The organism is Pantoea sp. EA-12, from assembly GCF_030053355.1.
GTDB lineage: Bacteria > Pseudomonadota > Gammaproteobacteria > Enterobacterales > Enterobacteriaceae > Pantoea > Pantoea vagans_C.
The window spans coordinates 345,173-358,442 of the sequence record NZ_JASGBY010000001.1; the positions used below are offsets into that span (position 1 = coordinate 345,173).

14 protein-coding genes and 1 pseudogene are annotated in these 13,270 nt (G+C 55.3%); 10 read left to right on the forward strand and 5 right to left on the reverse strand.

The window, feature by feature from the left end; genetic code table 11:
• Window positions 1–56: 56 nt before the first annotated feature.
• From QMZ30_RS01605 to QMZ30_RS01635, 7 genes and pseudogenes are all read left to right on the forward strand, one after another.
• Window positions 57–1,211, forward strand: a pseudogene (locus tag QMZ30_RS01605) (AAA family ATPase); the annotation flags it as partial.
• 36 nt (window positions 1,212–1,247) lie between these two features.
• Window positions 1,248–1,685 (forward strand): inner membrane protein YiaA, encoded by a 438-nt coding sequence (yiaA, locus tag QMZ30_RS01610; protein WP_283226091.1) that lies wholly within the window; start codon window positions 1,248–1,250, stop codon window positions 1,683–1,685.
• 77 nt (window positions 1,686–1,762) lie between these two features.
• Window positions 1,763–2,362, forward strand: a complete 600-nt coding sequence (locus QMZ30_RS01615) for a contractile injection system protein, VgrG/Pvc8 family (protein WP_283226092.1) — start codon at window positions 1,763–1,765, stop codon at window positions 2,360–2,362.
• Window positions 2,292–2,900 carry a VasL domain-containing protein gene (locus tag QMZ30_RS01620; protein ID WP_283226093.1) on the forward strand — a complete coding sequence of 203 codons (609 nt, stop codon included), beginning with the start codon at window positions 2,292–2,294 and terminating at the stop codon, window positions 2,898–2,900. Before QMZ30_RS01615 ends, QMZ30_RS01620 begins: the two co-directional genes overlap by 71 nt.
• Window positions 2,901–3,044: 144 nt before the next feature.
• Window positions 3,045–4,376 (forward strand): sensor histidine kinase, encoded by a 1,332-nt coding sequence (locus QMZ30_RS01625; protein WP_283226094.1) that lies wholly within the window; start codon window positions 3,045–3,047, stop codon window positions 4,374–4,376.
• Between the two features lie 4 nt (window positions 4,377–4,380).
• Window positions 4,381–4,992, forward strand: a complete 612-nt coding sequence (locus QMZ30_RS01630; protein ID WP_283226095.1) for a response regulator transcription factor — start codon at window positions 4,381–4,383, stop codon at window positions 4,990–4,992.
• Between the two features lie 86 nt (window positions 4,993–5,078).
• Window positions 5,079–5,552: a GlcG/HbpS family heme-binding protein gene (locus tag QMZ30_RS01635; protein ID WP_283226096.1), complete on the forward strand. Its 474-nt coding sequence runs from the start codon at window positions 5,079–5,081 to the stop codon at window positions 5,550–5,552.
• Between the two features lie 46 nt (window positions 5,553–5,598).
• On the opposite strand, the gene QMZ30_RS01640 is transcribed toward QMZ30_RS01635, so the two are convergent.
• The 3 genes from QMZ30_RS01640 to QMZ30_RS01650 all read right to left on the reverse strand — a co-directional run bounded on the left by QMZ30_RS01640 (window position 5,599) and on the right by QMZ30_RS01650 (window position 7,960).
• Entirely contained in the window at window positions 5,599–6,363 is a 765-nt protein-coding gene (locus tag QMZ30_RS01640) for a molybdate ABC transporter permease subunit (protein WP_283226097.1), read from the reverse strand.
• Window positions 6,363–7,286 carry an extracellular solute-binding protein gene (locus QMZ30_RS01645; RefSeq protein ID WP_283226098.1) on the reverse strand — a complete coding sequence of 308 codons (924 nt, stop codon included), beginning with the start codon at window positions 7,284–7,286 and terminating at the stop codon, window positions 6,363–6,365. Before QMZ30_RS01645 ends, QMZ30_RS01640 begins: the two co-directional genes overlap by 1 nt.
• A 113-nt stretch (window positions 7,287–7,399) precedes the next feature.
• Window positions 7,400–7,960 carry a hypothetical protein gene (locus QMZ30_RS01650; protein ID WP_039330317.1) on the reverse strand — a complete coding sequence of 187 codons (561 nt, stop codon included), beginning with the start codon at window positions 7,958–7,960 and terminating at the stop codon, window positions 7,400–7,402.
• 288 nt (window positions 7,961–8,248) lie between these two features.
• On the opposite strand from QMZ30_RS01650, the gene QMZ30_RS01655 reads away from it, so the two are divergent.
• The 3 genes from QMZ30_RS01655 to ahr (QMZ30_RS01665) all read left to right on the forward strand — a co-directional run bounded on the left by QMZ30_RS01655 (window position 8,249) and on the right by ahr (QMZ30_RS01665) (window position 10,817).
• On the forward strand, window positions 8,249–8,509 hold the full coding sequence (locus tag QMZ30_RS01655; RefSeq protein WP_039330318.1) for a hypothetical protein: 261 nt from the start codon (window positions 8,249–8,251) through the stop codon (window positions 8,507–8,509).
• A 130-nt stretch (window positions 8,510–8,639) separates the two neighbouring features.
• Window positions 8,640–9,656: an NADPH-dependent aldehyde reductase Ahr gene (gene ahr / locus QMZ30_RS01660; protein ID WP_283226099.1), complete on the forward strand. Its 1,017-nt coding sequence runs from the start codon at window positions 8,640–8,642 to the stop codon at window positions 9,654–9,656.
• Between the two features lie 144 nt (window positions 9,657–9,800).
• Complete coding sequence (ahr, locus tag QMZ30_RS01665; RefSeq protein WP_283226100.1) at window positions 9,801–10,817, forward strand: NADPH-dependent aldehyde reductase Ahr; 1,017 nt, start codon at window positions 9,801–9,803, stop codon at window positions 10,815–10,817.
• 91 nt (window positions 10,818–10,908) lie between these two features.
• On the opposite strand, the gene QMZ30_RS01670 is transcribed toward ahr (QMZ30_RS01665), so the two are convergent.
• A complete protein-coding gene (locus QMZ30_RS01670) occupies window positions 10,909–12,660 on the reverse strand; it encodes a DUF2534 family protein (RefSeq protein WP_283226101.1) in 1,752 nt (583 codons plus the stop codon).
• Window positions 12,661–12,714: 54 nt separating this feature from the next.
• On the reverse strand, window positions 12,715–13,146 hold the full coding sequence (locus QMZ30_RS01675; protein WP_283226102.1) for a DUF2946 domain-containing protein: 432 nt from the start codon (window positions 13,144–13,146) through the stop codon (window positions 12,715–12,717).
• Window positions 13,147–13,270: the final 124 nt, after the last annotated feature.

The window sequence follows — 13,270 nt, forward strand, 5'->3', positions numbered from 1 at the left end:
TGGACGACAAGCGTATCAGCGACATTACGCTCGAGCTGGCGGAAGGCGATGAGCGGCTGGAGCAGCTGGAACTGAGCTACGCCGCCGAACGCGAGCTGGTGCAGACGCTGCTGGCAAGCCGCAGCGACCGTGCGCAGCAGGCGCGCCCCAAGGAGCTGCAAGGCGCGCTATATGCCCTGCAGCAGGGCGAACCGCTGCTGACGCTGGACGTGGACGCGCGTATTGTGGCTGGCGTGATTGCCGACTGGACCGGCGTACCGCTCTCCTCGTTAATGAAGGATGAGCAGGAAGAGCTGCTGGCGCTGGAAAACCAGCTTGGCACCCGTGTGGTCGGGCAGGATACCGCCCTCAGCGCCATTGCCCAGCGCCTGCGCGCCTCGAAAACCGGTCTCACCTCTGAAAACGGCCCGCAGGGCGTGTTCCTGCTGGTCGGCACCAGTGGCACAGGCAAAACCGAAACCGCGCTGGCGTTGGCCGATTTGCTGTACGGCGGCGAGAAGTCGCTGATTACCATTAACCTCAGCGAGTATCAGGAAGCGCACACCGTCAGCCAGCTGAAGGGCTCCCCGCCGGGCTACGTCGGCTACGGTCAGGGCGGCATCCTTACCGAAGCGGTGCGCAAGCGCCCGTACAGCGTGGTGCTGCTCGATGAGGTCGAGAAGGCACACCGCGACGTGATTAACCTGTTCTACCAGGTGTTTGACCGCGGCTTCATGCGCGACGGCGAAGGGCGTGAAATCGACTTCCGCAATACCGTCATCCTGATGACCTCGAACCTCGGCAGCGACGCGCTGATGCAGCAACTGGAGGAGGCGCCGGGATCCACCGAATCCGAGTTGCAGGAGTGCCTGCGACCAATACTGCGCGACCACTTCCAGCCCGCGCTGCTGGCGCGTTTCCAGACGGTAATTTACCGCCCGCTGGCACAGGAAGCGATGCGCATCATCGTGGAGATGAAGCTCAATCAGGTCAGCAAACGTCTGCAACGGCATTACGGTATCCGCACAACCATCGGGGAGGGTTTGTACGAGATGCTTACCGAAGCCTGCCTGCTGCCGGACACCGGCGCGCGCAACGTCGACAGCCTGCTCAATCAGCAGATTTTGCCGGTGCTGAGTCAGATGCTCTTGCAGCACCGCGCCGATGGCACCCTGAGCAACATCCTGACGCTGGATACAAATGACGAAGGCGAAGTGTCCTTCATTTTCTGAACGTGAGACGTTCATTTTTAACAACAAGGAGTGTGTATGAAAACTCAGAATATCCCGGTATCACCTGCCTTTATTGCCATTTCCTGGATTGCCATGCTCGGCGGCACGCTGGTTTATATGGCCGGTCTGTGGCGCGCGGAAATGCAGCTGAATGAAAAAGGCTACTATTTCGCCGTGCTTATCCTCGGCCTGTTTGCAGCGGTTTCACTGCAAAAGACTGTACGCGATCGACTGGAGGGCATTCCCACTACGCACCTTTACCATATGGTTTGTCTGCTGGCATTTACCATTGCGGTAGTGTTGTTGGTGATCGGTCTGTGGAATGCCACCCTCCAGTCGAGTGAAAAGGGTTTCTATGGCGTGTCATTCTTTATGGCTCTGTTCGGTGCCGTTGCCGTGCAGAAAAACACTCGTGACGGCATGCACGGCGTGACGGACAGCAATGCTACAGAATATCAGGAACCGCAACCCTGATTTTTCAGGTACTCCCGCTGCCAGATGCATAGCGGGAGAAGGATCACGCCAGGGCGGCGACTCAAAAGGAATTCACCATGACAGAACAGGCTACTCATCTTTTCAGCCACAGTCACCACCACCTGACCGTGCGCGAATGTTCCTCTCCACTCGACGTGCTCAGCTTTACCGGGCATGAGTCGCTGAGCGAACCCTTCAACTGGCACATCACCTTTACCAGCGTCGATAAACAGCTGGGCCGTGACGCCATGCTGCTGAAAACGGCGGCGCTGACGCTGAAGACCTCCGCCGTTCAGGCCACGTACCTGCCGGAAGCTGAGCCGCTGCGCGTGGTGCAGGGCGTGGTGACCGGCTTTGAGGCGCTGGGCGTCTCGGCCGATGAAGCGCGCTACGCCATTACGCTGCAGCCGCGGCTGGCACTGCTGGCGCGTACCCGGCAGAACGCCATCTGGCAGGACAAGTCGGTGCCGCAGATTGTGGAATCCATCCTGCGCGACCGGCACGGCATGCGCGGCCAGGACTTCATCTTTAACCTCAGCCGCGACTACCCTGTTGCACCAGGTCAAGCATTCACTCGTTCGTCTGCGGGCAAAACCCGCCTCACCGATGCCAGTTCAACGGGTACCGATCCAAAATCAGCCGGAAAGCAGCACCCACGTTTATGTCGTCTATCCTGAAGCCGAAGTGCAGCAAGATGCTCCCCCCCAAACTTTTTCACTGAAATCTTTTGTCGGCGGTGCCTGCTGTGCCTTGCTTGCCGGGGCTGTGGTATTAGCCTGCGGCAGCTGGTATCGCTTTGAACATCATCAGCGCGCTGTGGCTGCGCAAGCGCTGATCGAACAGCAGTACCGAGCCAAACAGGCGATACCGATGGATCGCTTGCAGAGCTGGCATCGCGGTATGGCACAGTTGGAAAACATGGCTGAGCAACTTAATGGTCTGGACAAGGTCAAAGGTAAGTATCTCACCGTGAGCGAGCTTAAAACGGGGATATTTTCCGCGATACAGGCTTTTAATCAACGGATTCCCGTGGAAGAGCAACTGCGACGCTATGCCGAGGGAAGCGGAAATCAGTTGAGTGATGAGTCGCAAACGGAATTGTTACTGGAGCAATTAACGCTGCGCTATCAGCTTTTGAAGCAGGAAAAAGCCCAAACCAGCACCGATGCACTAAAAAGCCAATCTAAATCAAAGTCGTATGCGGCAGACTTCTGAAATAAGTGATCTGCGTGCAAAACAGATTGAATCCGCTGGTTGAGCAGGTTAAAACGTTGCAAATCATATGACCGGACGCCTGTGCGTTCTCGACAACCCTCCTCTCACGGAGGGCTTTTTTTTACTGCCTGACAACGGAAAACCATGCCACATAAACAGCGCCGATGGATGAAAAGGTATTGGCTGGTCTGGCTACTCCTGACGCTGGTCACGCTACTGGCGTTGTTCGCCGACCAAATCCTGCAGCAGCAGCGTACGCGGGAGGCAGAGTTTCATCAGCAGTTTAACCGCATTGCGGCCTATTTAACGCAAAACGAAACCTTATTGCCGTTATTAACGGGTGATGAGGATGTGGCCGAGTTGCAGAAGAAGTTTCCTCAGATTATCAAACTTGAACACACGCAAAATCGCTCGCTGACGGGGCCAAGATTTGAAGAAGTCAGCCCTGGTCGCTACTGGCTTTATAACCCTTATCGACAATTTCGCATGCTGGTGGATTTGCACTTTGCCGTGCAATCACCGGATGTCGCGCTGGCGTTGGCATTTCACATACATGCGCAGCCGGTGATTTCCGCGCCGACCTATTCAGACCAAGCGCGTTGGCAGTGGCAACGACCCTTTATCAATCTCTATCAGCCCTTTCTGATCAAGGGCAGTGCAAACCCCGACTGGCATGCGTTGCATGCGGTTCCTTTCCTGCTGGCCCTGCTGTTGTGGCTGATTATCGGTGTGCTGGGCTGGAGTCTGTTGCGCCACTGGCGACGTAACGTCGAGATGCGATTGCGCGCCGATTACTTCCAGCGCACGCGACACGAAGCCTTAGGGGAATTTACAGCGGGCATCATCCACGAGATCAATCAACCGCTGACAGCTATTAACACCTGGTTGCACAGCAGCCAACTGCTGCTGAAACAGGGTAAGCACGAAAATTTGCCGCAAGCGCTCAATGCCATCAATCTGCAAACTGAACGCCTCGCGGGTTTGCTGCAGCGCTTTCGTGACATTGTCAGCGAAAGACCCGTGGCGATGAAAGCCATCAGCCCTGAAGTGGTGTGGCGGCGCGTCACCGTGTTGCTACAACAGGAGTTGGATGCGGGGGACATTGAGATCCACACACACTTTCGGCACGAACACATGCGTGTGATTGGCGACGATCAATGGCTTGAGCAGGTATTTCATAACCTTTTACAGAATGCCATCCACATGCAGCAGGGGCGGGCTGACGCAGGGGTGAGCATAACCTCTGAGTGTCTACCGCACGAAATCAAAATCATCATCAGTGATAACGGACCGGGCTTCTCTGCCGAAGGATTAGCGCAGGCCTGTATGCCGTTCTACAGCACGCGCCCACAAAGCATGGGGTTGGGCATGACGCTGGTCGAAAGCCTGATGTTACGCATGAACGGTCAGCTGCGGCTGGCAAATCGCGCCGACGGTGGCGCGGAAATCACCTTAATATTTCCACTGGCGGAGTAACGGAATGGGCGCAAAAGTTTGGTTAGTGGATGATGATTTATCAGTACGTGAATCATTGGGTTTTTTGTTGAAAACACTGGAGTATGACGTTGCCGATTTTGCCGATTTAGCGTCGTTTGAAGCGGCAACCCAAGCGGAGGAACCGCTGCGCGGCTGTTTACTGCTGGATGTGCGAATGCCGGGCATCAGTGGTCTCAGCTGGTTGGCGGAAAAGGGGGCACGCCATCCGCTGCTGCCGGTGATCATCATGACCGGCCATGGCACTATCGAGGCCTGCCGCCGTGCGTTTCGTCAGGGGGCGTTTGAGTTCTACACCAAGCCGCTGGATATAGAACCGCTGCTGGAAACCCTGCATCAGGCGATGCATGAGAGTGAACAGCGCGCGCAGCGCTGGGAAGCACAGCAGGCACTGCAGACGCGTTTTGCGCTTTTGTCTGCGCGAGAAAATGAAGTGATGCAACTGATGATCGGCGGGCAAACCAGCAAAGAGATTGCGCGTGATCTGGCTTTATCCCCGCGCACGGTTGAAGCGCACCGTGCGGCAGTATTGGCTAAGCTGGAAATGGATAACCTGGCGCAATTGATTCACGCCTGGCAGCAGCTCAACCAGGTATAACTACCTGGTTTGCCGCGTAATCGCCCGAATGTTTATTCACCCTTTCAAGCCTTAAAGTGTCGCTCTACTTAATTCAGGAGTGACACATGAACATTCGTCTTTCATTCATTGCTGCTGCGGCAGCATTTGCATCTTTTGGCAGCTATGCAGCTGTGACTGAAACCAATCTGTCACTCGTTGAAGCGCAGAAGCTGGCTAGCGCAGCGATCCAATCCTGCGCGGCAAAAAACTACAATGTCACCGTTACAGTGGTGGACCGTGCCGGTCTGGTGAAAGCCGTACAACGCATGGATAACGCTGGACCCCATACCGTTGATGCCAGCCGTATGAAGGCTTTCACCGCACTGAGCAGCAAAAACCCAAGCGGTAAAGTAATGGAAGCGGCACAGAACAATGCTGGCGCACAAAACATGCGTGACATCCCCGGCTTCCTGTTGCTGGCAGGTGGTGTGCCAGTGAAGAGTGGCGATCAGGTGATTGGCGCCATCGGCATTGGCGGTGCACCGGGCGGTAATCTGGATGAAGCCTGCGCGCTGGATGCGTTAAAAGCGATTCAGTAATGAGTGATTAATCAGAGGGTTGAGAAGGTGCGCATGAATGCGCACCTTACATTGGCCTTACCCGCTTCGACGCCATAAAACACAACAGCGGCACCGGCAAGGTAAACAGCAGCAGTAACCACAGCAAAACATACACCGCGTCCACGCCGTCATTTTGCAGATTGTTGTAAAGCTGCACCGGAATCCCCTGCGGGAAATAGGCAAAAATCATCACAATGCCGAACTCACCCATCGCCCGAACCCACGCCAACGCCGTAGCGGAAGCCAAACCCGGCGCTGCCAGCGGTACAGAAAGACGCCAAAACCCCTGCCAGGATGATGCTCCCAGCGTGCGACCCGCATCCAGAATATCCTGCGGAACACCCGCAAACGCGGACCTCGCAGTGGTGATGAAGTAGGGCAGTGCGCCGTACCATTGCGCCAGAATAAACGCCGCTGGATTGTTGACCAACGTCCAGCCGAATTTACCCAGCAACTCGCCCGGCACGCTGTAAGGGCCGTAAGCACTGACCAGCAGAATGCCCATCGCCAGCGGCGGCGTCAGCAGCGGCACCATGACCAGCAGTTCGACAATCGCACGTGCACGTCCTTGCGCCTGTGAAAGCCACCACGCCACCGGTAGCCCACTGATAAAAATCAACAGCAGTGCAATCGCGCCCAAACCCAGAGAGGTGGTGATGGCGTTGCCGTCTCCCCAGGCAAGATGTAGATGCTGCCACTGCGTCACACCAATCAGGGTGACAAACGGCACTGCCAGCAACAAAAGTGCTGGCAGTGATAGCCACAGCGCGGTGGCATGGCCGGTTTTCATTATGGGTAAATAGCACCGCCTTTCGGCGCGGCATAGCCATTCTGTTTAAACAGCGTCTGACCCGGCTGGCTCAGCATGAAATCAACAAACGCTTTGCCTGCTGCGGTGCCATGAGGCGCGTTTTTCAGCACGGCAGCGTAGTAAACCAGCGGTTGGGTGTGCAGTTCTTTATCTTTGCCCGCGCTATCTTTCACACTGAAGCTCACCGTGTCATACCACTGTTTCGCCATCTCTGGATTACTCAGGTTAATCTCATCCGGCAGGGCCACATACGGCAGATGTGCCGAGATCACCTCGCTTTCATAACCCGCAGCCGCATCCACCTGGCCGCTCTCTAAACGCGCCAGCAGGCCGCCTTCCAGATGCGTCTGGGCAGGATTCTGGTAGCCACCCATAATTTTATCGGCGATGCCCGGCTGCTTGTAATATTTCTCCGCCAGCAACAGGGTAAAGACGATGTTCTGACCTTTCGGGTCGTTGATGGGATCGGTGCGGCCGAACTTGATGCCTGGCGTCGCCAATACTTTCAACCAGCTCGCATCACTGCCTTTAGCCTGCGCGAACTGCTGCGCAAATTTGCCTTTCGGGCTGTAGGCGATCACCATGCTGGTGCTGGCAACAGGCACCGCATCATCAATCAATCCCGCATCTTTTAGAATTTGCATTGGACCTGGCGTGATGGAAACGAAAACGTCAGCGGTGATTTTCTTGCTCGCCAGCAGACGCGCCATACCGTAGGCGCCCTGGCCCTGGCCTTCATATTTGCCGTCATTTTGTTTAGCAAAGGCTGGACCTAAAGACTGGTCCATCACTTTGCCCATCGAACCCGCGTAAGTCACACGAATATCGGTATTGGCTTGCGCCTGCAGGCTGAGCCCAGCGGCGGTGGTTAACAACAGTGCTGTGAGGTATTTAACGTGCATTCCCTTTCTCGCTATATAATTATGTAGATAACGATTATCGGAAATTGTGTCGGCAGTGCAAGCTGAAATCTGTTGCGAAATATGGGGATAGCCCGCCGTGGCGGGCTGAAATACTAGGCGAGAATGCGCTGAGCCCAGGATTCGATATCGTCGCCACTGCCGATATCCAGCTGCACTAAGCCATTGGTGATAAAGGTCGGTGAGACATGAATTCCGTTCTGGCGTGAGTACTTACAATGCCATTTGATCTCGTTCTGCAACTCAGCACGCAAGAAAGGCGCCTGAGCATCCACGCCACTATACTGTTGTAAACGCGCAAGAATTTGATTCGGCGTGGCATCCATATTGGGGCCATGGCTGTGATCGGTAAACTCAAACTCTTCACGGTGATCGGCGACCGCCTGTAACACACGCTTCGCGGCAGCTTTGCCCTCTGGCAGCGTCGAAGCGGCAAGAATATAGCGCACGATCAGCCCTGAATACATATGCCACGGCTGCGATTGCAGTCGAATCTTCAGCGTCATCTTATCTTCGCCGACCAATGCCAGTAGCGCGTCTAACTTATTGAATGCACGCACTGAGAACGGGCAGGTAGGCTCCAAAAACACCTCGAAGACTTTAGGGCCATGGCCCCAGACCAGCGGATCAGCATGTAAAGCAGTGGTTTGACTCATTTTCATTCCCTGTTGCGAGGATGGACGTTGCCCTAATTTGGCAAAATGCGAAAGCGACAGCCAGCATCGGCTTAGGCTTTTTTGTTACAAGGGCATTCGCTGGGCGTAAACCGCCTCAAAGAAAAATCGTTTTATAGATCCGTTAACTACGAGAAAACCCGCCGTTGCAGCGTCTGCGCAGAAAATAACCGACTATAGTTATGCCATTCTGGATTTTCTTTTTGTGCGGTGTTCGCCGCACGTTTTATTCATTTGCCTGGAGCCAATAGTCAAGCAACGAGGTTAAATGTGTTTGCCGAACTTTCCTGGAAAATCATCCATCAGGTGATCAATCAAACCATTGCGGAGATGGTGGATGAGCAGCAAACTCTGGATGTGTTAACCCTGCATCGTCGGCTGCGCGAGATGGCTGAAAACGAGACAGACGAGGAGATGGTGTTGTGCTACTGGCAGGCGTGTAAGGTCCTGATGCGCTTACCTCCCACCGTTACGGCCAGCCAACTGGTGGAAGCCGCGCGCCTCGCGTATCGCGGGCCTGTTAATCACTGACCGCTTTAACCCTGGATGCTTTTCGTCTCTGTTATCGCCTGTTTCAGTCTAATCGACTGATTAATCGTCATAATCCTAAATGATGCTCTGCTAGACTGTGTGGTCGAAAACGCTGAAACAGAGGACAGTAATGAAAATCAAAAGTTATGCCGCGATGAATGCTGGCGAAGCACTGGTGCCTTTTGAATATGAGGCCGGTCCGCTGGCAGCTGAAGAGGTACAGGTTGAGGTCGATTACTGTGGCGTATGCCATTCCGATCTGTCGATGATTGATAACGAGTGGGGCATCTCTGCGTTTCCGGTGATTGCGGGTCATGAAGTGATTGGCCGCATCAGCGCATTGGGTGATGCGGCGCAGAACAAAGGCTTGAAAGTGGGCCAGCGTGTCGGCATCGGTTGGACGGCGAAGAGCTGCCAGCACTGCAATGCCTGCATCAACGGCGAGCAGGTCAACTGTGAAAATGGCTCCGTGCCCACCATCATGAATAAAGGCGGATTCGCCAGCCATCTGCGTGCAGACTGGCAATGGGTGATCCCACTGCCAGAATCGATGGATATCACCACCGCCGGCCCATTGCTGTGTGGCGGCATCACGGTATTCAAACCGCTGTTGATGCATAACATCAATGCTACCAGCCGCGTGGGCGTCATTGGCATTGGCGGTCTCGGTCATATGGCCATCAAACTGCTGCGGGCGATGGGAGCGGAAGTGACTGCGTTCAGTTCTAACGCCAGCAAAACCGAATCCATCCTGGCGATGGGTGCGGACCGTGTGGTAAACAGCCGTGACCCGCAGGCGTTAAATGCGTTGGCAGGACAGTTTGATCTGATCATCAGCACCGTGGCGGTAGATCTTGACTGGCAGCCGTACTTCCAGGCACTGGCTCCACACGGCAAATTCCACACCGTCGGAGCGGTGATGAAGCCGTTTGAAGTGCCTGCCTTCAGCCTGATCATGGGCGACCGCGCAGTCACTGGCTCGTCAACCGGTTCTCCCGGCCAGTTGCGTTCACTGATGAAACTGGCATCGCGTGCGGATGTTGCACCCACGGTAGAAGCCTTCCCGATGTCCAAAATCAACGATGCATTGGATCACGTGCGCGCGGGTAAAGCCAATTACCGTGTCGTACTGAAAGCGGATTTCTAACCTCGCTTTGATCCTTTCCGGTGCGCAGCTCTGCGCACCGTTCTAAAACAGCATTCAGCGCCCTAATCCTCTGACTATTCAGCATTATATTGCCCACCGTTTTGCTAATCTGCTGTTCTCTCAAGCAAAACCCCAAGGACAACGATGAAGATTTCCAGCTATGCCGCGCTGCAAGCCGGTGAGGCGTTGGTGCCTTATGAATATGATGCCGGTCCGTTGGCAGCGGAAGATGTGCAGGTTGAAGTCGAATACTGCGGCGTGTGCCATTCCGATCTCTCGATGATCGATAACGAGTGGGGCGGTTCACGCTATCCACTGATCGCCGGTCATGAAGTGATTGGGCGTGTAGTGGCACTGGGTGATGCCGCGCAGAATAAAGGACTGAGCATCGGTCAGCGGGTTGGCATTGGCTGGACGGCGAAAAGCTGCCAGCACTGTGACGCCTGCATTGCCGGCGATCAGGTCAACTGCCTGAGCGGCAAAGTTTCTACCATCAACAACCACGGCGGTTTTGCCAGCCATCTGCGCGCCAACTGGCAATGGGTGATCCCGCTGCCCGAAACCCTGGATATCGTGTCAGCCGGTCCACTGTTGTGCGGCGGAATTACCGTGTTCAAACCCTTATTGATGCACAACATCAACGCCACCAGCCGAGTGGGCGTGATTGGCATCGGTGGATTAGGGCACATGGCGATTAAACTGCTGCGCGCCATGGGGGCGGACGTTACCGCGTTTAGTTCGAATGCCAGTAAAACCGACGCCATTCTTGCCATGGGCGCTAATCGCGTAATAAACAGCCGTGATGTCGAAGCGTTAAGTGAATTGACCGGACAGTTCGATCTGATCATCAGCACTGTGGCGGTAGATCTCGACTGGAAGCCCTACTATCAGGCACTGGCACGTCAGGGCACGTTCCATACCGTGGGCGCGGTGATGAAACCCTTTGAAGTACCCGCGTTCAGTTTGATTGTGGGAGATAGGGCTTTGACGGGATCTTCGACCGGTTCACCGGCGCAATTGCGAGCCTTGCTCAAGCTGGCGGCGCGGGTGGATATTGCTCCACAGGTGGAAACGTTTCCGATGTCACAAATCAATGCCGCGCTGGAACACGTACGGGCGGGGAAAGCCAATTACCGCGTGGTGTTGAAAGCAGATTTTTAACCTTAAACCGGGTGCACCTGAATGTGCACCCGGCCATATAAACGGTGCAAAGTCTTCGTAGTGGCGCCATTAATGGCGCCCAGGCAACGCATTACCCGCGAGGATCATTCTCGCCAAGGAAGAAGTACCACAGCGGAATCGACATCAAGGCCGTAAACACCGAGCTATACAGCGCAATCATAAAGCCCTGCGTGATGTACATCGTCAATGACCAGTGGCTGAACGGAATGCCGTACTGATCGATTACCCCGCCAATAATTGCATTGTTCATCACAGAGACAACGATGATTGCCAGGATGCAGACGCCACGCAGGAAATAGCGCATCTCTTTACGCTTTACCGTAAAGCGAGCACGAATAATGCCCAGCGGGGATTGCTGCGATGCCAGAATCTCTGCTTCCGTCATCGGCACGCGTTGCTGCTTGCGCCAGCGCATGATATCCACCAGCAAAAACGCCAGTAAGCTGACGCCCATCACCGGCAACGCATAGCCCAGCGCCAGCGCGACAATTAAACAGGTCGCTTTGCTGTAGTGTGGTATCGCCAGCCAGGTTTCGGTCAGCGTCTGCGCCGGACTCGCCTCAACCAACTTAGGACGACGTATCCACCACATGCGATACCCCAGCACGATCATGCTGCACAAGCCCAGGCCAAAGAACGCCAGCAGTAGCTGATTAGGCAGGCCAAACAGCACGCCCATATGGGCATCTACACCCCAACGTGTCAGCTTCGCCACCAGCGGGAATCGATCAAAGTAGACATGATCGACAATGGCAAAACTTTGTGGATTCACCGAAACCGCATCCACCTGGGTGGGCCAACTGCGATCAATTTCCGACACCGTCCAGGCTTTGTCTGCACTTTTCGGTTGGCGCAACTCCAGTTTGGTGGCTTGGAGTCCATCCTGGCGTGCCGCATTCAATACCCGGTCCCAGTCAGCGTCAGGCAGGTTATTCGGCATCGGTTTTGCGGGAGCGGCGACCGGTTTAGTCATGGCAGACATCGGCATGCTCATATCCGGCATATCCATATCGGGCATGCCCGGCATGCTGTGGTGATCGGCATGAGGATCGGCTGGAGCGGCAGGCGCATCACTGCTCAACGCCGTGTTCACCTGGGGTGTCAGCCAGTTGAGTTCGGTACGCCAGCGATCAATATTACCGCCTGCCCATTGTGACCAGGTGAGCCCGGTGGCTGAGAAGAACACTAGCCCCAGCAACAAGGTGAACCCCAATGTGATGTGCCAGTGGCGGCTGAAGGCAAACCCGGTGCGTGCCGTTTTCAACTTGCGTTTAGGACGCGTCCCCAGCCACAACAACACGCCACCGAGCGCGGCGACCCATAACCACGAAGCTGCCAGCTCACTGTAGTTACGACCAAAATCCCCCAGCAGCAGGCTACTGTGCAGCAGATCGAGGGTCGTACGCAGCGGCAGTACGCCACTGGTGCCGTACACCGTCATATCGCCTTTCACTTTCAGGCTGTAGGGATCGATAAACACCGCGCGCGATTGCGATGCGCCCAGCGAAGCATCGCTGAACTGCACACGGGTGGTGTCAGTGGCTCCCGGCGCAGGTCGCACCGCATAAATGTGCTGTTTTTCGCCCGCCCAGGCACGCGCCGCGCTGATTTGTGCTGATAGCGGCTGTGCGCTTCCCTGGGGTTGTGCCGTTAACGCATCCGCATAAATCAGGTTTTCCAGTTGCGGCGTGAGCACATACAGGGTGCCGCTGAGTGCCGCCACAAAGATAAAAGGCGCAACAAACAGACCGATATAGAAATGTAAGCGACGTAGTAGATTAAGCACCGCACCGCGCGGTGCTGCAGAGTGAGCAGCTGACAAAGCCGTCTTCCTTCCGTTTAGAGAATGACGTGGCGCAACAATCCGTTGTGCCGTTTATAGATATTGTTCAGTCAGGAGGAGGCGTTGTGGTGGCGCGCGTGGACGATGGTTACCGCTGTAGCGGCGTAGCACCGGCGTGACCACATGCGGCAGCGGCGGGGCACGTGAGCTCACCGTGATTAGCCAGATGAAGGGGACAAACACCCATATCATCAAGGGCACATGCACCAGCAAATCACAGTAGCCGCAGGCAAACTCGCCGTCATCCATCATGTGATGGTCCATGCCTGGCATCGCCATATCCATCATCATTTCATGATGTTGCATCGACATGCCCGACATCGTGCCGTGCGACGGCATCGCCATCATGCGGTTTTGCTGCTCCATCAACGTCTTCGACACGATCGGCGCGACAAACAGCAACAGCACCGCCACAATGGCGACGCAGGCAGTCAGGCGCTGGCGAAGTTGGTGTGAAAACGTCATGGTGAGTACGGATTGATTCAACAAATGAGGCCGAAGTGTAACGCCATTGCCGTGTAAGGGTTAAAAAAACTCAGGCTATTTTAGAAAAAATTCGCACCTTTTGAAAAAAGTCACTTTACGGGCT

Excerpts from the sequence above, each read along its gene's own strand:
- yiaA (WP_283226091.1), top strand. The coding sequence starts at position 1,248 with ATGAAAACTCAGAATATCCCGGTATCACCTGCCTTTATTGCCATTTCC.
- QMZ30_RS01615 (WP_283226092.1), top strand. The coding sequence starts at position 1,763 with ATGACAGAACAGGCTACTCATCTTTTCAGCCACAGTCACCACCACCTG.
- QMZ30_RS01620 (WP_283226093.1), top strand. The coding sequence starts at position 2,292 with ATGCCAGTTCAACGGGTACCGATCCAAAATCAGCCGGAAAGCAGCACC.
- QMZ30_RS01625 (WP_283226094.1), top strand. The coding sequence starts at position 3,045 with ATGCCACATAAACAGCGCCGATGGATGAAAAGGTATTGGCTGGTCTGG.
- QMZ30_RS01630 (WP_283226095.1), top strand. The coding sequence starts at position 4,381 with ATGGGCGCAAAAGTTTGGTTAGTGGATGATGATTTATCAGTACGTGAA.
- QMZ30_RS01635 (WP_283226096.1), top strand. The coding sequence starts at position 5,079 with ATGAACATTCGTCTTTCATTCATTGCTGCTGCGGCAGCATTTGCATCT.
- QMZ30_RS01640 (WP_283226097.1), bottom strand. The coding sequence starts at position 6,363 with ATGAAAACCGGCCATGCCACCGCGCTGTGGCTATCACTGCCAGCACTT.
- QMZ30_RS01645 (WP_283226098.1), bottom strand. The coding sequence starts at position 7,286 with ATGCACGTTAAATACCTCACAGCACTGTTGTTAACCACCGCCGCTGGG.
- QMZ30_RS01650 (WP_039330317.1), bottom strand. The coding sequence starts at position 7,960 with ATGAGTCAAACCACTGCTTTACATGCTGATCCGCTGGTCTGGGGCCAT.
- ahr (WP_283226099.1), top strand. The coding sequence starts at position 8,640 with ATGAAAATCAAAAGTTATGCCGCGATGAATGCTGGCGAAGCACTGGTG.
- ahr (WP_283226100.1), top strand. The coding sequence starts at position 9,801 with ATGAAGATTTCCAGCTATGCCGCGCTGCAAGCCGGTGAGGCGTTGGTG.
- QMZ30_RS01675 (WP_283226102.1), bottom strand. The coding sequence starts at position 13,146 with ATGACGTTTTCACACCAACTTCGCCAGCGCCTGACTGCCTGCGTCGCC.